The organism is Mucilaginibacter sp. OAE612, assembly GCF_041806395.1.
Lineage (GTDB): Bacteria > Bacteroidota > Bacteroidia > Sphingobacteriales > Sphingobacteriaceae > Mucilaginibacter > Mucilaginibacter rubeus.
In genome coordinates, this window is the sequence record NZ_JBGMUW010000001.1 from 252460 (window position 1) to 273085 (window position 20626).

Sequence of the window (20626 nt, forward strand, 5' to 3'; positions counted from 1 at the left end):
TAAAACATACGATGATTATGAAAAAGATATTTAGAATTTTAATACTGCCGGCGTTTGCTTTGCTAACAGTAACCGGATGTAAGAAAAGTTTTGAGGACCTTACCAAAAATAATAATGTACCAAGCGTTGTGCCGGCATCATTATTATTCAACGGGATCCTTAATAAGATGGCTGATTTGCCACAATCAAGCAATGAGATCTATTCGCAATATTACCTTTATAACTACGATTATTATGGCAATAACCGTTATGATGCCTTTGCCGACGGTGGCGATAACTATTACAACACGTTAAAAAACGTAGTAGTAATGGAGCAGCGTGCTGCAGCAACCGGTGGCGCTGCCGTTAACCCGTATGAAGCTATGGGTAAATTTTTCAGGGCTTACTTCTTCAGCAAAATGAGCCTCGAAGAAGGTGATATTCCAATGACCGATGCGTTGAAAGGCCTGGATAACCTTACTCCCAAATATGATGCGCAGAAAGATGTAATGGTACAATGTTTAGCATGGCTTGAAGCCGCTAATGCCGACTTAACCAAACTGATTGCCGATCCAAATTCGGGCGGTACAGGGGTTGGTGCCGCTTTGTCAAACGATATCTACTTTGGTAATGATCTTACAAAGTGGCAAAAAACTGTAAACAGTTTCCACATCAGGTTATTACTTGCATTAAGTAAAAAAACAGCTGATATTGATGTAAAAGCACAATTTGCCGCTATTGTTGGTAATCCAACTAAATACCCGCTGATGACCAGCAATGACGATAACCTGCAATATAAATTTGTAGCGCCGAGTAACTACTATCCTCAAAACCCGGATAACTTTGGTCAAAACGGATCAAGGCAAAACTCATCGGCAACTTATATCGGTTTGCTTACTAAATTTAAAGATCCAAGGGTTTTTGTAACTGCAGAGCCTTCACGTTATTTGGTTGATACGCTGAAACAAAGCCCAACAAGTTTTGATTCATTTGTAGGTGCCGATCCGGGTCTTGACCTTGGTGTGATGTATAACAATGCAACCTTACAGCGCTACTCGTTCATTAACCGTAAACACTTTTATTCAACTTATATAGGCGAGCCAAGTATCCAGATAGGCTACCCTGAATTGATGTTCAATATTGCCGAAGGTATTAACCGCGGCTGGGCAACAGGCAATGCCGAAACCTATTATATTAATGGTATCCAGGCATCGTACCAGTATTATGGTATCCCAACAGTTGCCGGTTCAAGTATATTTTCGGCATACTTTTACAGACCGGGCGCAACCAAAGGTCCAGCCGATCAGTCGAGCTATGATGTGTTCCCGGTTACTGTTAACTGGACAACCTACTATGCGCAACCTGCTGTAAAATATGCCGACGGTGCAACAGGTCTTACACAAATATTACAGCAAAAATATCTCGCGTTGTTCCGTCACTCAGGCCTTGAGTCATATTTCACTTATCGTCGTACAGGTGTACCTGCATTCACTACCGGGCCGGGGACGGGTAATAGCAGCCGTATCCCTACACGTTTTGAATATCCGCAGTCAGAGCGTACTGTTAACGCTACAAATTACAAAGCGGCGTTAACAAGCCAGTTTGGCGGCAGTGATGATATCAATGGCATCATGTGGTTGCTTAAATAACAAACCGTAAATAACACTATATAAAGGCCCCTTAGTTTGGGGCCTTTATTGATTAAACACAACCTATGAAAAAGCTGATCTTAGTGATGCTGTTTTCAGCATCTTTTACCCCCCTCTTTGCGCAAACGCGCAAAACTCAAAATGTAGTTATTGTCACCATCGATGGTTTACGCTGGCAGGAGGTTTTCCGTGGTGCCGATTCGGCCATCATCAATTCAAATGATACGCATGATAAAAATGAGGTGCGTAAAAATTTCTGGGCCGACGCACCCGCTGACCGTCGTAAACTGCTGATGCCCTTCTTTTGGAGTACTTTGGTTGAAAAAGGTCAGCTTTACGGAAACCGCGATCTGGGGAGTAAAGATGAAGTAGCCAACCCCTATCATTTTTCATACCCGGGATATAATGAAATATTTACTGGGTTCCCGGATAAGCGCATGAATACCAACGATGGGATCTATAACCCCAACATGAACCTGCTTGAATTTCTGAATAAGCAAAAAGGTTTTGAAAACAAGGTAGCCGCATTTGCATCGTGGGAACGTTTTTCGCAGATCTTAAGCCCGAAACGTGCCGGTATTTTAGTTAACGCCGGTTTTATGCCTCTGGATGTTCCTGGTATGAACAACCGCCTGAAATACTTGAATGAACTGCAATTGGAAGCACCGCGTTATATCAGCGATTCAACCCGCATCGACTTCCTGACATTTGAGTTTGCCAAAAATTACATGGTGCAATACAAGCCGCGTGCTTTATATGTATCGTTTGATGAACCGGATGATATGGCCCATGCAGGCAATTATAAATTTTACCTTGATCGCATTAAACAGGAAGATGGCTTTATAAAACAACTTTGGGATTATATCCAATCAGAACCGGCATATAAAAACAAAACTACCCTGATCATCACCTGTGACCACGGCAGGGGAGATGAGCCGATGAAGAAATGGCATGACCATGGGTCGGACGTGTTGCATTCAGAGCAAACCTGGTTTGCAGTTATCGGTCCGGATACGCCTGCCTCGGGCGAAATGAAACAAGGTGAAACAACTTATCATAAGCAGCTGGCTCAAACCATAGCCAATTTATTGGGCTTTAATTTTAAGGCCGCGGCAGGTCATGAGGTGGGGGATGCGATAAGTAGTGTTACAGGTAAAAAATAAATAACGATGCGTTTTCAACTATTAACAATTTTGGGTTTACTATGGCTGCTACCCGGTGATGGGTGGCAGGCCAACCCGGCTCCTGTTTCAAGGCATAAGTTTATAGTCGCTGCCCACCGCGGCGATCACGTCATTTATCCGGAGAACACGCTTGAAGCGTATAAGGAGGCAATAAAAAATGAGGCGGATTATGTAGAGATAGACCTGCGTACCACCAAAGATGGTGAGCTGGTAAGCATGCATGATGGCAGCATTAACCGCATGACTGATGGCAAAGGCCAACTGAAGGATTTTACACTTGCGGAGCTATTGCAGTTAAAGGTAAAAAGCAAGGACACTGCAAGCAAAGAGGTATTTCGGATCCCAACCTTTAAGCAGATCCTGCAATTGTGTAAAAACCGGATAGGGATCTACCTTGATTTTAAGGCTGCAGACCCCGAACAGGCTTACCAAACGATCAAAGAATATGGCATGGAAAAACAGATATTGGTTTATATCAACAGCGCGGCTCAGTTTACAGGCTGGCGAAAAGCTGCCCCCAAAATGCCGCTGATGCTGAGCCTGCCCGATAGTGTTAAAAATACTGCCGGCATGAAAAGCTTCATTGATCAGTATCACCCCGATATTCTTGACGGATCTTATAACCAATACACTGCTGATATGGTGGCCTTGGCCGGAGAATACCACATCCCGGTTTGGCCTGATATCCAAAGTGTAGGTGAAGGCCCTGCGGATTGGAACAAAGCCCTTGTAGCAGGTTTAAAAGGTTTACAAACAGACCATCCTGCCGCTTTGGTGAAGTTTTTAAAAGAAAAGGGGTTGAGGTAAATTGTCTGAATCAGAATTTTCAGAATTTAAGAATGTCCGGAATGTGATGTGTTTAATTCTGAAAATTCAAGCATTTTGAAAATTCTGATTCAGATAGTTTCTTAACTGTCATTTACCATAACAGAGCAACGTTTGCAAATGAAATAATATCCTATGACCTCGCGCCGCGACCTTTCGGTATGCCCATCTAACCGGTAAAGGTTGCAGGCAATATTAAAGCCCTCGGAATATATATATCAACTAAAACGGTACCCCGATTACGTAAGAATACGTAGGATTAGCGTAACTGAATAATTATAACTACTTTTATATCAATGAGGTAAGATATTAACGGGTTTCTTTTTATAAACCAATGTAAAACCGCTTTGCCATGAAAAGAAATAATTTCATTACTGCCATGTTAGCTTTTGCTGCAATGCCTTTAACGTCCTTTTCTATAGATGTAAAGAGATTTATGCGGGTAAACAAAGGATTTAAAATAGGTGCGGGAGAGGGCCGCATACATGGGCATATTAAATTAAAAGGGGTCAATTCAAATATAATGGATGTGAAAGTATCTGGCAGTGATACCGACGGAGACCTGGCTATTTTTGAACAAACAAGTTTATCGCAAGGCCGGGGTACTCCATTGCATGTGCATCCCTTGCAAGACGAGATATTTTATGTTTTAGATGGCGCCTACTACTTCCAGGTTGGTGAAGATAAGTTCCATTTGAGTACAGGCGATAGTGTTTTTTTACCCCGAAATGTACCACATGCATGGACACAAGTATCTGAAAAAGGAAAAATGACGGTTACGTTTCAACCTGCTGGTAAGCTTGAAGATTTTTTTGTAACAATGCAAGCATTGGATCATGAACCAACAAAACAGGAACTCGCCCAAATTTTTAACGACCATGATATGCAAATAGTGGGTCCGCCGTTAAAACTGGAGTAAACTTCTTACGGTATATTACAATACACGTCAAATTCGATGTTTTCTTAATTTTCATTTAACACCCCAAGCCTACCTTTGCCGTAAAATAATAGCCTATGACCTCGCGCCGCGAATTTTTTGGCACTGCCTTAACAGGTGTTGCCGCTTTAAGTCTTTTACCTGCTGTTAACAGTTTTGCTGCCGAAAATAACCGGTATAGCCGTGCCACTAAAACCAAACTAAAATTAAGGTTTGCTTTAGCATCTGATATTCACTACGGGCAGCCGGAAACTGACTTTGCTTTACACACCGGCAACATGATTAAATGGCTAAACGAGGATCATAGCAAAAACCACCTTGATTTTGTTATCGTGAACGGCGACCTGGTACACAATCGCCCGGACCTGCTCCCGGAGATCAAAACAAAATACCTTGATAAATTAAATGTCCCCTACCATACCATCCCCGGCAATCATGATTTTGCGGATGCCACAGTTTGGAAGAATGCCTTTGGTTATGAGGATAAATACACGGTAGAGTTTGGCGATATAGGTTTTGTACTGGCTCACACCGCTGATACAAAAGGCGTTTATACATGCCCCAATAATGCTTTTCTGAAAGCTTCATTAGACAAACTTGCAGATAAAAAGATAGTTTTTGTGATACTGCACATCCCGCCTACCAAATGGGTTAAGAATGATGTATTTGTCGATTGCCCTGAAACTATCCAATTGCTGCATGCTTATCCCAACGTTAAAGCTGTTTTTCATGGGCATGATCATTTGTTAGATGGCGTACGTTATACCGATAAACTCCCACATTTTTTTGATTCGCATATAGGCGGTGACTGGGGTACTGACTACAAAGGCTATCGCATAGTTGAAGTTGATGAGCAAAATGCTATCTACACCTACCAGGTAAACGCAAGCCAAAACCCGGTGCTAAACTCAGCTAAACTGTAAATAGAATTTCGGATTTATTATGGAGTATTTTTAGCGAAAGTCTTGAGCCCTGGGTATGTGGATGGCTGACTTGTGCTTTTCCTGCTTTGTCCCTTTGCATGACGTAGAAGGCACAAGTTAGCCGTGCTCCGGCTATCGCACAAAACTTGCGCCAGCAAAGTTTATTATAGATTCTACTTTTCCACCGGATACTTTAACCCTATTTGCTCCCTTGCCTGATCTATCATGGCAATCATCTGCCTGGATAGATCATGAGGCAGTACCAAGCTTTCGGTTTTGCCTTGTTTTATAAGTTCACAAAAATGGATGATTTCATAATTAAGCCCTCCGCCAACAAATGGTTCATCCAGTTCTATCGTGCGGCCATCAAGATAACTAATAGTTGCCTTTGCCGGGTTCCACCAGTTTTTGTGGATGGTAATATGCCCCAGCGTACCTACTATCAATGCGTCGCCTTTACCATGCATATCAAAGCCGCAATACAATTGGGCGTAGCCATTTTGATGCAGGGTTTGAAAAATGGCAAACATGTCGATCCCGGTTTCACCAAACCTGCCCATGGCTTGGATGTCCTGCATGGGGCCGAGCCAGTCGAGTGCTAAAAATGCTTCGTAAATGGCTATGCCCATCAGGCTACCGCCAACAAGTTCAAGATTGTAATTTGGATGACCGGGCGGGCAATCTGCCACGGCCGATCCTGCACGCACATAACCAACCGGGCCTATAGGGTCATCAGCAATATATTCTTTTAATTTACTGTATAAAGGGTAGAAGGGCGGTTTCATTCCTTCCATAAAAAGCAAGCCGGTATGTTTGGCAACGGCAAGTACATTATCCAACTCGGCAAGGTTTACGGTAACCGGTTTTTCGCAAAGCACATGTTTACCTGCTTTAAGCGCGGCAATGCTATAGGCGGCATGGCTGTCAGGCAGCGTAGCTATATAAACTGCATCGATATCACTGGCGAGTAATTCATCGATACTTCTACAAGCTATACCACCATATTGTGCAACAAAGGCATCAACAGTTTCAGCTCTACGCGAATGGGATGCTGCAAGTTCAACGCCATCAACAACTGCGAAACCCTGCATAAATCTGTGTGCAATACGCCCGCATCCAATAATGCCCCATTTAAACATAGTTCTAAGTCTTAAGTTCGGAGTTCTAAGTCAAAAATTGATTTTTCAAGTATATGGCTTTAAATGCAAAAGCCCTGAGTAAATAATATATTATTACCTACTCAGGACTTTTAACTTCCTACTTAGACTCTCGACTTAAGACTTCCAACTTATTGATACTGGATATAAATCGGGTATGGTTTGTATCTTGATAAAACCTCCTCAGGGGTTAACATGTGGTGAGGTGGTTTTTTGATATCGTTTTTGTAAAACAATTTAAAGCCTGTAAACTGTACCGGCTCCTGGTTAATGAAGTAGCGGTAAGTGCCGGTTTTTAGGTCAGGTTCGCCCCAGCCATCCATGTTCATTACCAGTTGAATTTCCGGGTGCAATTTGATACTCTTATAATTGGTCACCATCTTTTTAGTAAAGCGGTGAACTATCAGGATTTTTGGCGGCAGTCCATTTTTCTTAACAATTTTGGCAAGATAGTCTGATACGTAGTTGATGTCATCGGCATCATAAGTGCCAATCTTTTTACCTGGGTGAGTTCCGTCTTTCATTGAAAACTCAGGGTCCATACCAAAATGTACTTGTGGCAATTCCAGGTATTTTTCAAGTAGTGGTAATTCCGCGCGGATGTTGCTTAAAGCTACCTGTACATCTAAAAATACAATAGCATGGGCTTTTTTAGCCAGTACCAATACACTGTCGATCTGTTTAAATGGCATACGATAACGGAATTTGCCGTCTTTACCGCCATCGCCCTGGGCTACAACGGCAATGTAATGCAACGCAGGTTGAACAGGAGTTTTAGGATCTGCCTTTTCCCAGTGTTTTACTTCGCCTTTTAATTTGGCAAGCATTTCTTTTGGCGGCAATTCGCCCAAAATGCCCATTCTTTTTGAGTATAGGTTACCGTAATAAGCAACTACACGTTTGAATGGTAAAATAGCTCCACCAATTGGATAAGGCGTATTTTTTACTGGCCACCTGCCTGTAGTATCACCATGCGCGTTGAATTTCATCAACGAATCGTACAGCTTTTTATCAATAGGAGGGTAGGTGGATTTTTTAACGCTTAAGGTATCTGCTGTTTCAGCCTGGGCCGAATCACCTTTAACTGCAGCTGCGGTTTTTTTACCGTCGGTTTTGGCATTGCTGCCGTTTTGTGAGCAGCTGTTTAAAAGCAAAGCTGCCGATGCCACAAATGTAGCGGATAGTACAAGCGTTTTTAATTTCATTGTTTTAACTTTCAATATAATGCAGGTGTATGTAAGGCGTGTTTAATTAATTTAATTTCCAGCTACTTATAAAGCAGCAATTGTGTTGGTTTGGTCGCCGCCAAAGATAGATATTGGAAATTAATTACTTTTAATTTTATGAAACTTTCCAAAAACCCCTAAAGGTAGTTTTGACCCGGCTGTGGCCTGCAGGTAAAGCTCGCCAATTTCGAGGTTTTGCACCTGCGGGAACGAGCTTTTAATGAGGTTTTCAACTATTACAGATGAAAATCCAAGAGAGTAAGTGTTCAGGATCAGGAAATGCTCTTCAGGGTCGAGCAGTTGGGTTACATCACGCATCATTTCGGTGATGTTATCTTCCAGTTTCCATTTTTCGCCGTTGGGCCCATTGCCGTAAGCTGGCGGGTCAAGGATGATACCGTTATATTTTTTACCGCGTTTCAATTCGCGTTTAACAAATTTCAAAGCATCCTCAACAACCCATCGAATATCTTTCAAACCCGAGATCTCCTGGTTTTCATTGGCCCAGGTAACTACTTGTTTTATGGAGTCAACGTGAGTGGTATCGGCACCTGCTGCCCGTGCAATTAATGAAGCGCCGCCGGTATAGGCAAACAGGTTAAGTACTTTGGGCTCGGGGGTTTTAAAGCGTTTTACATTTTGGCTGATATAATCCCAGTTTACAGCCTGCTCCGGGAAGATGCCCACATGTTTAAATGAGGTTAGTCCCAGCCTGAACTTAATGGCCGCTTCCTTGTTTTTATATTCGATATGCCAGCGGTCGGGAGTTTTAGGGTCTTTTTTCAACCATTCGCCTGTGGTTGCCGATCGGCCTTTAAATTTAATATGGTGTAAGCGCTGCCACTCAGAAGCGGGCAGTGTTTTGTTCCAAACCGCCTGGGGTTCGGGGCGGATAAGTATGGTGTTCCCAAAGCGTTCCAGCTTTTCAAAATCGCCGCAATCAATCAGTTCGTAATCTTTCCAGTGCGTTGGGGTAAGTAATTGGATCATTCTTATTCAGTTTGCAGTATGCTGTTGGCAGTTTGCATGCCCCAGTCAATAAATTGGTTGCAAATATAGTTATTATAAAAATACATGCAGATAACTCTGCACACACTGCTTACTGCCACTGAAAACTGCCAATTACAAAGTAGCCTTCGCTGCCCGCATAAACGGACTGGCAAATACAAATTCGTTGAGCTCTTTGTTGTCGGTTTTGGCTATCTCCTTATTCGATCCTTCCCACCATTTTTTACCCTGGTGAAGGAAAATGATGTGATCGCCAATCCCCATTACCGAGTTCATATCGTGGGTTACCACTACGGTAGTAATGCTGTACTCTGCTGTAAGTTCGGCAATCAGTTCATCTATCAGGATAGATGTTACCGGATCAAGGCCCGAGTTAGGTTCGTCAACAAACAAATATTTAGGTTGCATGGAAATGGCGCGGGCAATACCCACACGTTTTTTCATACCTCCTGATAGTTCGGATGGATATAATTTGTTTTTGCCGGCAAGGTTAACCCTTTCGAGACAAAAGTTGGCGCGGTCAAGTTTTTCGCTTTTTGATTGATCGGTGAACAGGTTAAGCGGAAACATAATGTTTTGCTCAACCGTCATGGAGTCAAAAAGGGCAGAGTTCTGAAAAAGCATCCCTATTTGAGTACGGATAGGCACGCGTTGCTCAAAATTCATATTGGTAAAATTCTCACCATCAAAAATCACATCGCCCTTAGTAGGTTCATGCAGCCCAACAATGCATTTAAGCAAGGTGGTTTTACCAGAACCAGACCCGCCGATGATCAGGTTGTTTTTTCCGGGATGGAAAATTGCAGTGATGCCCTTCAGTACTTCGTTTTCGCCGAAGGTTTTATATACGTCTTGTATTTCGATCATAGTAACAGGCGTGAAATGATAAGGTCACAAAACAGGATCATGATACAGCTCCACACCACCCCGCGTGTTGCAGATTGGCCAACCTCAAGTGATCCGCCGTTAACATAAAAGCCCTGGTATGAACATATGGAGGTAATTACGAAGCCAAACGATATCGCTTTAACGGCGCAAACGGTGACAATAACCGGGTTAAATCCGTCGGTCAGTCCTCTCAAATAATCGTTGGTTGATACATCATTAGATGCCCAGCAGGCAATATAGCCGCCGGTTAATCCTAAACCTACAGAAACAATAACCAGTAAGGGGATCATGGTAACACCGGAAATGATTTTAGGCGATATCAAATAACCAGGGGCGTTTACACCCATAATCTCCAGGGCATCTATCTGTTCGGTAACGCGCATCGTGCCAATTTGCGATGCCATGGCCGAGCCTACACGGCCGGCCAATACCAGTGCCGATATGGTTGGGCTAAACTCCAGGATAGTTGAATCGCGGGTAATACCGCCTACCACTGTTTTGGGGATAAAATCGCTGATAAGCTGGAAAGCCGTTTGGATGGTAGCTACCGCGCCAATAAAAAGCGAAATAATAGCAACAATGCCCAAAGAGCCAATACCCACCGAAACCATCTCACGCATGATCTCGGCCCAGTATACACTGAATTTTTCGGGTTTCCTGAAACTTAAACGCAGTAAGAGTATATATTTTCCTAAGCTATGAAACATGTAGATGCATAAAAAATCGGTTAAAAATACGCTTTTTACCTTTAAGCCTAAATGGTCAGGTGTTAAAACCAGTCATTTAAATTCAATTTTATAAGCGGTTCAATTATTATGCTTACGTAAATTGCGGCCATAAAGCTTCACTAACTATAAAAATTAATTTAAACAATATGAAAAACGTACTCATCACCGGTTCAACTAAAGGCATGGGCCGCTCAATTGCAATTGCTTTTGCTAATGAAGGATTAAACGTGGCAATTTGTTCGCGGAACGAGCAGGAATTATTGAATTTTAAAGATGAGCTTGAACAATTTGATGCCGGGGTAAAGGTTTTTGCTATGAAGGCCGATGGCAGTAATAAAGCCGAACTGCTGAAATTTGCAGCTGCAGCAGAAGCTGAACTTGGTTTTATTGACGTAGTAGTAAATAACCTGGGCACGTTCATCCCCGCAAGTATATTAGATGATAATGAGGATACCCTTCCAATTCAGATGAATACCAACCTGATGCCGGCCTATGAGTTGTACCGTTATTTTGGCAAAACTATGGCAAAGGCGCATAAAGGCCACTTTTTTAATATATGTTCGGTAGCCGCTATAAACCCGGTGCCACAAGCGGGTAGTTACAGTGTAACAAAGTATGCGTTGTTAGGTCTAACAAGAGTAATGAGGCTCGAGATGCAGGAGCATGGTGTAAAAGTTACGGCCGTAATTCCGGGATCAACGTTAACGGATTCATGGAAAGGCGCGGTGGTTGACCCAAATACCATGGTGCTGCCCGAAGACATAGCATCGGCAATCATCAATATTTACAGGATGAGCCCCGGCGCCAATGTCGACGAAATCATCATCAAACCTGCGCCGGGCCAGTTATGATAAATCAACTTAAAACATAAACGAACATAAATTATGGAAAAGAAACTTCATCGCGATGAACACCGAAAGGTAATAGGCGGTGTTTGCGCGGGCCTTGCCGAGCACTTTGGCACGGACGTGGCAGTTATCAGGGCGATATTTTTGGTAACCCTTATTTTAAAAGGCTTTAGCTTACCTATATATATAGTACTATGGATAGTATTGCCCAAGAAAGGCTTTGACTTTACCCCCGGCGTTGATTACAGGGTACCTCCGCAGGATAACCCGTTTACAGGTGCTCCACAATCAGGACCATTTTACGACCCGAAATTTGCCGGCCGGCCTTTTAATCCTCCGCCATTTGTAAATCCTCCTAAAAAGCAGGCTTCAACAGTTGGGTTAATATTTGGCGTGGCGATGATCTTTTTGGGGTCGATATTTCTGCTTAACGAGCTTGACCTGATGCCCGACTGGGATTTTGAAAGCCTTTGGCCCGTAATGCTGGTAGGCGCCGGTATTGCCCTGATAATTTCAGGAGTAAAAAAACAGCCATGGGAAAAACAAAACTGGCATGCTAACGAGGTAACAGACGCTCCGGAAGCCGAACCTGCAAAAGAAGAAACTGAAACAAAAGATACACCTCCAACTATATAATATTATGAGAAGCGATAAACTTGTTCCGGGCGCGATCCTGGTATTGTTGGGAGTGGTATTTCTGCTGGATAACTTCCACGTAATAAATTTCGACTGGATGAACCTCCTGTATCTATGGCCTATATTTTTAATAATGGGGGGTATCAGCCTGGTATTTGCAGGCAACCGGTCGCCATTGGCTACTATTCTCAAGCTGGCGGTTGTAGTAGGCTGCTTTGCATTGCTGGTATTTGGCAACTTTGGCAAACGCTACCATTTTTGGCCAAATGCATGGACCTTCCACAGCGATGATTATAACAATGACGATGACGACGACACCGATACTACCAACACCGATCAGGGCGTGGTTAAAATAGGCGGCGATAAAACTTTTAAACAGGAGTATACTGCGGATATTAAACATGCCCGCCTTAACATCAGCGGCGGCGGTACCATATATAATTTAAGCGACAGCACTGCCGATTTGTTCAATGCCCAAACGAAGGAACTTTACGGTAAGTATACCTTTAACCATAGTAAGGATGATTCGGTATATGTGCTTAACCTTAATTTGAAAAATAATAAAGGTTTTCATTTTGACTCCGACGACCGCAAAAACAATAAGGCCGACATCAAATTAAACACCAATCCGGTTTGGGATATTGACGTAACTACAGGTGCAACAGATTTAAATTTTGATCTTTCAAAATTTAAAATAAAAAGCTTATCTTTAAAGGGCGGTGCAGCCTCGTTTGATGTTAAGCTTGGAACCCCTCTTGCCAATACTAATATAGAGGTTTCAACCGGCGCGTCGGAGGTTACTATAAGGGTACCAAAGGGCGCTGCATGCCGTATCACCTCCAATACCGGCCTCTCATCAAACGAGTTTGAGGGCTTTAGTAAAAAGAGTGATAACGACTACGAAACCGATGGCTTTGATGCCGCAAAAAACAGGATCCTGATCCATATGAGTGGTGGGATCTCTGATTTTAAAGTTAACCGATATTAACCTAAATCCTGAGTAAAACGATACCGGGACATAATACAACAATAATGACTTGCCATCCGCTCCATCAATTTGATGGAGCGTTTTTTTTGCACCATATGGTAATGCTGGTTCAGGGTTTTGTCATTTAAGACAAGGGTGGGGTTAAAAAGTGTTAAATTGAAAACCTTTGGTACAAAAAATAAGTTTAATTTACAGCACAAATAATCTACTATGAAATACCGATACCTTGCATTATCCGCATTACTGTTTTTAGCCTGCACCGTAAATGCCCAAACCGTTGTAAAAGGCACTGTTTTTGAGTTTGGTAAAAACAATAAAATGGGGGATGTTTTTGTGCGCGATAACCAAAACCGGCAAATGACCATTACCGACAGCAAAGGTAATTTCAGTATCCGTACCGAAACAGGGCATACACTTATTTTCAGTTCTCCGGGTTATGTGTCGGATACCTTATATGTTACCGATTTTACCAACAAAAAAATAGAATTGGTTGCTCAAACCATAGCTTTAAAGCAGGTTAACATCAACGCCAAACGCGAAACTTTTGATGCTCATAAAGAATATCCCGAGGTATACACCCGGAGTAAAATTTATCCCCTGTCCCCAACCTCATGGTTTAGCAAGGAAGCAAAAGACGCCCGTCGTTTAAAAAAATACTTTAAGCACGAAGAAGAAGAGCGCCATGTAGACGAAGTGTTTACCATGAACTACGTGCAAAGCATTATTCCGTTGCGTGGCCGGGAGCTTGAAAATTTCATGACGCTTTACAGGCCGTCATACGCGTTCATCAAAAGTAACAGTGGTCCGTCGTTGGCGGTTTATATCAATGATTCGTACAAGAAGTATCTGGCACTGCCGGCTGATAAACGTACGCTGCCCGATTTGAAAGAGTAGTTTTTTTAGTAGCAGCGACAGTTGCAGTAGCAGTTTGGGTTAGATATGAGTTGGCGCAGTTAGCATTAATCAATCTGCCCAAACGCTGATATCGTTAGTAATGATCTTTTGATAGAGCAGTTCGATTTGGCTTTTCAGGATCCGGTCTTCCGATAGTGGGGGCAGATTGTTGATGTCAAAATACTGAACATCCAGCACATCAAAGCCTTTATTAATTTCTGTGGTTATGGCTTTACAGTAGAAAACCATTTTATACACATAAAAAGGCTGTGGCGGGTGCGGGTGCATTTTTTTATCAAATACGGCCAGCAGCCTGTCGGCGGTAACCTGGAAACCGGTTTCCTCCCAAAACTCTTTTACTATGGTTTCCTTAGGTGTATAGCCTATATCGCCCCATCCACCGGGTAACGACCATTTTCCATCCCCGCTCTCTTTAGCCAGCAGGATCTTATTATCCGGCGAAAGCAGGATGCCACGCAAGTCAACTTTGGCAGTAGGGTAATCCGTTGCCTGGGGAAATAGCATATTGATGGTCTCTGCACCATAGCCGCTTACCTCATCAAACATTTTAGTGCTCAGGTGTTGCAGTTCCTGGTAACGTTCAATATCGTATTCGTTTTTGGCGTATAGCAGACCTGTATCGGCAATGGAGCGTAGTTGTGTTATAAGGGAGAGGAGATTGGTGTTGGGCATGATGTTTATAAAATTATGTCATTGCGAGGAGCGGGGCTGCCTGTGTGTATGGCGCGACGCGGCAATCGTAGCAAGGCATATCAGCCCTGTATAGTATGCGATTGCCACGCTTCGCTCGCAATGACATGAAGTATGTGTAATTCCGAAATCAAACATTACCCTCTGCCTAACAGCTCATCAAGCTTATTGCGTTCGGTTTGAAGTTCGCGGGCAAGCTTCTTTTCTTTTTCGTTGGCTTTAGCTTTATAGGCTTTGTATTCTTCGTCAAGCTCTTCGTAAAGCTTGATGCGGTATTTAGCTTCGCGGCTGTGTGCACCCGAGCGGGCTATCACGATAACGGCAACTACCCCAAATACAATAACCAGTCCCCACATTACCAGGTTGTATGTTGCTTTGGTAAACGGAATGCCTAATAGGCTTATCTCATCGCGTTTGGCGTTTGATTCGTTGAGGGCTTGTTCCTTATTGCTTGCGTCAGATTTAAGGCTTTCAACATTTTTACCCTGTTCGGCAAGTTTGGCCCGGGCCTCTTTAAGCTGGCGGCGCTCGGTGTTCAGGGTATCCTTCATGTTTTTCCACAGGGCGGCAACCAGCGGCTGCTGATAGTGGTATAGTTTGCTGAGCAGGTATTTGTACTGGCCATTAAGGCTTTTATCTTTTTGCAGGGCCGAATCGGCAGCAGCACTGATTTTGGGCAGGGTATAAGCAGATTTAGCAGGTTGTTGCGATGTTACAGCCGGATTTTTAAGCGCTGCCGGGCTCGATCTTACAATGGGCGGAATAGCATTAGGCTTTAAGGCAGCGGTTTTCTTCCTGGTGCTGTCCTGTGCAAAAGTTGCCGCAACACTGCCCGTTATCATCGCTATTAAAACCGTTATCGTAAGTAGTAAATGCTTGTTCATCAAATGTAAAATTAGGTATATGCTATTAACAAAACAGGATGTTTACGGTTTTTATTATATACACCCTGCGTTTTTGAGGCTAAAATAAGCTTTCGTACGTAATTAACCTACTCATAGTTATATTAGCGGCATGAATATAGGTATTATTGGGTTAGGTGATATGGGCCGCCTTTACGCAAAGGCTTTCGCAAAGGCCGGTTACACCGTTTCGGGCTGCGATCTGCCTGCCAACCGTGAAAAGCTTGAAGAAGAGCTTACGCCCCACGGCATCACCGTAATGGATCACGGCAGCGATGTTGCCCGCATCAACGACCTGATCATCTATTCGGTTGAGGCCGATAGCATGGAGCGTGTGGTTGCAGAGTATGGCCCTTCAACCAAGTACGGCGCTATAGTGGCCGGGCAAACTTCGGTTAAGTCCCCGGAGATTGCCACCTTTGAAAAGCACCTGCCTGCCGATGCCCAGATAGTTACCTTTCATGGCATGCACGGCCCGGGGTTTGAACCCGCCGGGCAAACCCTCATCCTGATCCCGCACCGCTCAACACCCGATGCCTACCAGCGCATGTACGACCTGTTTACGGCCATTGGCAGCAATATAGTTGAAATTGCCGACTACCACGAGCACGACCGCATCGTAGCCGATACCCAGGCCGTTACCCACGTTGGTTTTGAGAGCATGGGCACAGCCTGGAAATCGGCCGGGTTTTTCCCCTGGGAAAACGCTTCATATATTGGGGGGATAGATAATGTGAAGATCCTGACCACCCTCCGCATCTTCAGCTATAAGGCCCACGTTTACGCCGGGTTGGCTATCCTCAACCCATATGCCCGCCAGCAGGTGAAACGTTATGCCGAATCGGAGTCGGAGTTGTTTAAGCTGATGATCAAGGAAGAAGCCGATGCGTTTAAGCAGCGCCTTTACCGCGCGCGCGACTTTGTTTTTCACGAGAGCCGCAAGCCTATTATGCTCAATGATACCGTGATGAAGGAGTTTTCGCTGTCACAGCATGCCGATCATCAAAAGCCAAACTCGCACCTCAGTATCCTGAGCATGGTTGATGCCTGGTACCACCTCGGCGTTAACCCGTATGATAACCTTATTTGCCAAACCCCGCCCTTCCGTCTGCGCTTGGGTATTGCCGAATACCTGTTTAAGAACGAAGAGCTGCTGGAAGAATCACTGGAAACAGCCCTGTACGATAAAACCATCCGCGGCGACGACCTGGAATTTCACTCGGCGGTGAGGGAATGGTCGGCTATTATTGGATATGGGGATATGGAGGGTTATAAGAAACACTTTAACGATACGCAGGCATTCTTTAGCCACCGGCTTGAAGAGGGCAAAGCCCAGAGCGCGGAGCTGATCCGCAGGTTGATGATGGAGTAATTTGGTATTAGTGATTAGAGGTTGGAGATTAGAGGTTAGGGATTGATTGGCAGGTGTTCAATTTTTTAAGGTGTGAACACTTGTTGTTTTTTGTAATTTGATTGTTGTTGATAATCAGTTGTTTATAAATTCTGTAAAATCATCTATTCGCTGTTTTGAACAGATTAGTATTGATAATCAATGGGTTGTAATTTTGGCTCGTAAAATGTTGAACACCCTGTTTTTGAAAAATTGAACACTGACATTGGTTGTAAGCTTTCAGAAAAGCTAAGGTCATTTCAAATATTCTGATATTATATCAAATTGTTGTTCAGAGACTGCGAAAACATCTCTTCTATCTTGGTTTTTGTCATGAAATGCATAGAATATCTCGATGCTTTCCTGATTCAAAATTTTTTTAAGATAGAGCATTTCAAATCTTCGTTTTGATTGATAGATCTTATTATCATTAACCGAAAAGTAATTCAAAGTAAAGAAGTTATCTGCTTTCCATTTTGAGGTACGGTGATATTTAACGAAATAAACTCTTTCAAAGGAAGGATGTTCTAAAATATTGTCGATAACACAATGGTCTGAAATTAAATGGTTTTCGAGGTATACAGAGCAAATCCATGGGCCGCCCATGTTAATGATCTGCTCTATATTCTCTATATTAAATTCTAAGCCACAAAGTTTTTTCTTCATTGTATCAGGGAATATATCAGCAAATGGCTAACTATAGGATTCAAGGAACTCATCTATAGTATATTCACTATCCATGTTCAGAATAGCATTTGCTAATTTTACTTGCCCTTTAGCTAATGCAATTGCTGTTAATGCTGTTGCTGCTAAATCTAAATCCCAATCTTGGTTCATAGCAAGTTTTGCAAGCTCTGCCAAATCTTCAATAGCTTTCTTATAATTTGGCTTTAATTTATTAGGTAAAAGTGGATTGTCTTTATGCCTTTGTATTTCGATCACCGAAACCAGCCCAAGTATATTATAATCTACAATTTGTTTCTGTTTAGCTGTTCTGACCAAATGAGGAACTGAATAATATGAGGCTAAACCAACGTCTCCCTGATGGTGCAGCTTGTTCCATAGTTCTTGATAGATTTGGTTAACAGTTTGTTTATTGTCTGCAAGTTCAAGTTTCTTCAAGGCTATTGAAGCATCATATAATGTTCCTCTGTAACCGCCTTCTAAAGTTGACCATCTTGGGTCGTCAAGTTCCAATGCCGGCTCATCTACTGATTTCTTAGGGAAGAAGTCGCTTAACTTTATTGTCATAAGGTTATTTGTTTCTCAAATATATAATAAACTAATGTTGCTTCTCCCATCGGGATCAGTTATTGATACTCACAATGTTGTCGTATACATAGATCAGCAAGGCCGGTTAAGCTGAAAGCTTAACTTATTTTAGGACGATTTGTACTATCGCTAAACTTCAACCAGTGATGTGTTTTGATAATCAACGCGTTACTGGTTGGTGCTTTTAAAGTGGAACACTGACAGGATGGTGTCAGTCTTAATAATTTCAATTATGCGCGACACCTATCTGACTGTCCTTATTTCCGGCGATAAATAGCTACATTTGTTTCCTAAACCAATCTAAACTATATATGCACAATTTTTATCCGGTAAAAGCAATTTTAAACCTCGTTGTTATATCCGTTTTTTCAATTTTGCTCATCTCCTGTTCAAAATCGCAACCCAAGCCACCCATTAATCCCGAAATGCCGGTTACTATAACAGCATTTGCCCCTGTAAAAGGCTTACCCAATACCGTTGTAACTATAACAGGAACAAACTTTAACACTACTATAGCTAACAACACGGTTACGTTTAACGGTGTTGCCGCCAAAATTAATTCGGTAACAGCAACTCAAATTGTAGCAACGGTACCCGCAACGGCAGTCACCGGTAAAATAGAATTACTTAGTAACGGAAAAAAGGCGGCGTCGGCTACAGGTTTTACCGTTACAACAGGATCAATGACTGATTTTGCATCTCTCGGAGCGATAAATATTGATCAAATTAAGTTTGATGGCACAGGACGTATGTTTGGTGCCGACGGTACTAACGTGTATGAAATAAAACCGGGTGCGCAAGAGGTATATTACACTAATACCTCTGTGAGTAATTTCACCGGTTTCGCTGCCGACGAACAGGGCAATTTATACATACCAGTTGCAGGCACGATATTGAAAGTATCGCCCGGAAAAAATGTATCTGTTTTAGCTGGTAGTGCTACCAGTACCGGATTAGCAGATGGTGCTGGAGCCGTTGCAAAATTAGGTTCTCAGTCAATTGATTTACCTATTAATGCGGCAGGGAATTTGTATTATCTAAGCAGTGGCGGTTGTGTGTTTAAGGTCACTCCCGCAGGAGTTGCTACAATTATTGCAGGTGGTAAAACCAGAGAGCAGGGATATGTTGACGGGAAAGGAAGTGCTGCGAGGTTTGGTGTTATGACCAGAGGAACTGCCGATCCAACAGGTAATGTTTATATAGTTGATGCCGATCATTTCCGAATTCGTAAAATTACTCCCGAGGGCGAAGTTAGTACTGTTATAGGTAATGGAGCATTTGGCCTTACCGATGGCGAGGGAACAAATGCACAAATATTCGGTCCTCAATCATTGGTATCAGACGCAGAAGGTAATATATTTTTTAGCGATGCTGATTTTGAAAACCATCTCTACAGGATAAGGATGCTCAATAAATTAGGCCAGGTGATAACCCTTATTTCTGGTAACACAACAAATGGCATTGTTAACGGCGCTCTTGGAACAGCCACTACCAATCGTCCTTTGGGGCTTGCCTTTGATTCTACCGGAAATCTTTATATAGTGAACTCCGGGGTACACAAAATAAGCAAGGTCACCTTTAATTAGGGTGGGGTGAAACGATTGGTTTTATATAGCCGTAATTGACTCTGCCAGAATGATGGCCGATCAGTAAATATTCAATAAACAAAAGTAATGCTATGGACAAGATACGCATCCTGGTAATTGGCCTGGAAGAAGCCGAAGTAAATGCACTTAAACAAAGTTTAAATTTTAACTACCTGATGGTGCATTATGACCTGGTACCCCAGGTGAAACTTATTGAGGGGCAGCTATATGTTGAAAGTTCATCTATACCAGGAAAGTATTTGCTCGTTAACAAAGTGATATTTCATGGTATTTACAAGGATGATCTCGATTTCATTACGCTATTGGCCATGTGGAACGGGCCATGTCTGCCTAATGCGCTTGGCATGATGGATCTGCGCCAACGCATCCCCGGCTTGGTAAGGGCCTTGTCGGTATCGAAATTTTCGGGCATCAAACGCGGAATGGTTATCGGCGAGCAGGAATACAATTCAGAAACAGAAGTTGTTGCCAAATGGGGCATATGGCATTGTGGTGAAGATAAAAATAAATTTAACGGCGACTGGACAAGTACAGAAACATCCGTTATTGAAGAATTTATTGATGGCGAAGCTGTACGCATCATGATAGTGGGTGATAAAAACTGGCAGATCAGGCTTACAGGCGACACCTGGCTAAAATCAATCCATAACGAAGGTTCATGGGAAATGGAGATAGATCAGGAACTATTGCTTGATAGCACGGCTATAGCCAAACACTTTAATCTCCAAACCGTGGGCGTTGATTACATTATTGGTAAAAACGGCGAAAGGTACCTGCTGGAAGTTAACCATATTCCAAACGTTACAGTTTTTCCTTTTGTAAATAAAGCGTTTATTGAGTATGCTGGTGAGTGGATGGTTTCATAATACAGAAG

General features: G+C 42.9%; 21 protein-coding genes. 12 read left to right on the top strand and 9 right to left on the bottom strand.

The features are described 5' to 3' along the window. The first annotated feature begins 17 nt into the window (after nucleotides 1–17). The 5 genes from ABID99_RS00985 (at nucleotide 18) to ABID99_RS01005 (ending at nucleotide 5497) form a co-directional block, all read left to right on the top strand. Nucleotides 18–1628, top strand: coding sequence for a SusD/RagB family nutrient-binding outer membrane lipoprotein (locus ABID99_RS00985; protein ID WP_176627910.1), 1611 nt, complete (start codon nucleotides 18–20; stop codon nucleotides 1626–1628). 65 nt (nucleotides 1629–1693) lie between these two features. Next, nucleotides 1694–2791 (top strand): alkaline phosphatase family protein, encoded by a 1098-nt coding sequence (locus ABID99_RS00990; RefSeq protein ID WP_373612602.1) that lies wholly within the window; start codon nucleotides 1694–1696, stop codon nucleotides 2789–2791. Nucleotides 2792–2797: 6 nt separating this feature from the next. Beyond that, a complete protein-coding gene (locus tag ABID99_RS00995) occupies nucleotides 2798–3619 on the top strand; it encodes a glycerophosphodiester phosphodiesterase (protein ID WP_373612603.1) in 822 nt (273 codons plus the stop codon). A 370-nt stretch (nucleotides 3620–3989) separates the two neighbouring features. Continuing rightward, nucleotides 3990–4556, top strand: coding sequence for a cupin domain-containing protein (locus ABID99_RS01000; protein ID WP_373612604.1), 567 nt, complete (start codon nucleotides 3990–3992; stop codon nucleotides 4554–4556). A 95-nt stretch (nucleotides 4557–4651) separates the two neighbouring features. After that, nucleotides 4652–5497: a metallophosphoesterase gene (locus tag ABID99_RS01005; protein WP_176627914.1), complete on the top strand. Its 846-nt coding sequence runs from the start codon at nucleotides 4652–4654 to the stop codon at nucleotides 5495–5497. A gap of 173 nt (nucleotides 5498–5670) precedes the next feature. On the opposite strand, the gene ABID99_RS01010 is transcribed toward ABID99_RS01005, so the two are convergent. The 5 genes from ABID99_RS01010 to ABID99_RS01030 all read right to left on the bottom strand — a co-directional run bounded on the left by ABID99_RS01010 (nucleotide 5671) and on the right by ABID99_RS01030 (nucleotide 10483). Continuing rightward, nucleotides 5671–6636 carry a Gfo/Idh/MocA family protein gene (locus ABID99_RS01010; RefSeq protein WP_373612605.1) on the bottom strand — a complete coding sequence of 322 codons (966 nt, stop codon included), beginning with the start codon at nucleotides 6634–6636 and terminating at the stop codon, nucleotides 5671–5673. A gap of 149 nt (nucleotides 6637–6785) precedes the next feature. Continuing rightward, the gene (locus ABID99_RS01015; protein ID WP_176627916.1) at nucleotides 6786–7859 is read right to left on the bottom strand and encodes a DUF4148 domain-containing protein; all 1074 of its coding nucleotides are present in this window, start codon (nucleotides 7857–7859) and stop codon (nucleotides 6786–6788) included. 120 nt (nucleotides 7860–7979) lie between these two features. After that, nucleotides 7980–8870 (bottom strand): class I SAM-dependent methyltransferase, encoded by an 891-nt coding sequence (locus ABID99_RS01020; RefSeq protein ID WP_354485876.1) that lies wholly within the window; start codon nucleotides 8868–8870, stop codon nucleotides 7980–7982. A gap of 132 nt (nucleotides 8871–9002) precedes the next feature. Next, the gene (locus ABID99_RS01025; protein WP_373612606.1) at nucleotides 9003–9755 is read right to left on the bottom strand and encodes an ABC transporter ATP-binding protein; all 753 of its coding nucleotides are present in this window, start codon (nucleotides 9753–9755) and stop codon (nucleotides 9003–9005) included. After that, nucleotides 9752–10483: an ABC transporter permease gene (locus ABID99_RS01030; protein ID WP_090529338.1), complete on the bottom strand. Its 732-nt coding sequence runs from the start codon at nucleotides 10481–10483 to the stop codon at nucleotides 9752–9754. The genes ABID99_RS01025 and ABID99_RS01030 overlap by 4 nt, the downstream gene beginning before the upstream one ends. A 167-nt stretch (nucleotides 10484–10650) precedes the next feature. Between ABID99_RS01030 and ABID99_RS01035 the strand changes: the two genes are divergently transcribed. From ABID99_RS01035 to ABID99_RS01050, 4 genes are all read left to right on the top strand, one after another. Then, nucleotides 10651–11355, top strand: coding sequence for an SDR family oxidoreductase (locus tag ABID99_RS01035; RefSeq protein ID WP_373612607.1), 705 nt, complete (start codon nucleotides 10651–10653; stop codon nucleotides 11353–11355). A gap of 33 nt (nucleotides 11356–11388) precedes the next feature. Beyond that, a complete protein-coding gene (locus ABID99_RS01040) occupies nucleotides 11389–11988 on the top strand; it encodes a PspC domain-containing protein (protein WP_176627919.1) in 600 nt (199 codons plus the stop codon). A 4-nt stretch (nucleotides 11989–11992) separates the two neighbouring features. Next, the gene (locus tag ABID99_RS01045) at nucleotides 11993–12976 is read left to right on the top strand and encodes a LiaI-LiaF-like domain-containing protein (RefSeq protein WP_373612608.1); all 984 of its coding nucleotides are present in this window, start codon (nucleotides 11993–11995) and stop codon (nucleotides 12974–12976) included. Between the two features lie 210 nt (nucleotides 12977–13186). After that, on the top strand, nucleotides 13187–13870 hold the full coding sequence (locus ABID99_RS01050; protein ID WP_354485880.1) for a carboxypeptidase-like regulatory domain-containing protein: 684 nt from the start codon (nucleotides 13187–13189) through the stop codon (nucleotides 13868–13870). A 69-nt stretch (nucleotides 13871–13939) separates the two neighbouring features. On the opposite strand, the gene ABID99_RS01055 is transcribed toward ABID99_RS01050, so the two are convergent. Both ABID99_RS01055 and ABID99_RS01060 read right to left on the bottom strand, forming a co-directional pair. Then, a complete protein-coding gene (locus tag ABID99_RS01055; protein ID WP_373612609.1) occupies nucleotides 13940–14563 on the bottom strand; it encodes an NUDIX hydrolase N-terminal domain-containing protein in 624 nt (207 codons plus the stop codon). Between the two features lie 155 nt (nucleotides 14564–14718). After that, nucleotides 14719–15465 carry a hypothetical protein gene (locus ABID99_RS01060; protein WP_373612610.1) on the bottom strand — a complete coding sequence of 249 codons (747 nt, stop codon included), beginning with the start codon at nucleotides 15463–15465 and terminating at the stop codon, nucleotides 14719–14721. A gap of 130 nt (nucleotides 15466–15595) precedes the next feature. Between ABID99_RS01060 and ABID99_RS01065 the strand changes: the two genes are divergently transcribed. After that, nucleotides 15596–16855, top strand: coding sequence for a prephenate dehydrogenase (locus tag ABID99_RS01065; RefSeq protein WP_091165348.1), 1260 nt, complete (start codon nucleotides 15596–15598; stop codon nucleotides 16853–16855). A gap of 273 nt (nucleotides 16856–17128) precedes the next feature. Here the strand turns inward: ABID99_RS01065 and ABID99_RS01070 are convergent, their stop codons facing one another. Further along, nucleotides 17129–17539, bottom strand: a complete 411-nt coding sequence (locus ABID99_RS01070) for a hypothetical protein (RefSeq protein WP_373612611.1) — start codon at nucleotides 17537–17539, stop codon at nucleotides 17129–17131. 27 nt (nucleotides 17540–17566) lie between these two features. Continuing rightward, nucleotides 17567–18124 (bottom strand): hypothetical protein, encoded by a 558-nt coding sequence (locus tag ABID99_RS01075; RefSeq protein ID WP_373612612.1) that lies wholly within the window; start codon nucleotides 18122–18124, stop codon nucleotides 17567–17569. 332 nt (nucleotides 18125–18456) lie between these two features. On the opposite strand from ABID99_RS01075, the gene ABID99_RS01080 reads away from it, so the two are divergent. Both ABID99_RS01080 and ABID99_RS01085 read left to right on the top strand, forming a co-directional pair. Then, nucleotides 18457–19731 (top strand): IPT/TIG domain-containing protein, encoded by a 1275-nt coding sequence (locus ABID99_RS01080; RefSeq protein WP_373612613.1) that lies wholly within the window; start codon nucleotides 18457–18459, stop codon nucleotides 19729–19731. A gap of 92 nt (nucleotides 19732–19823) precedes the next feature. Further along, the gene (locus tag ABID99_RS01085; protein ID WP_090529307.1) at nucleotides 19824–20618 is read left to right on the top strand and encodes a hypothetical protein; all 795 of its coding nucleotides are present in this window, start codon (nucleotides 19824–19826) and stop codon (nucleotides 20616–20618) included. Nucleotides 20619–20626: the final 8 nt, after the last annotated feature.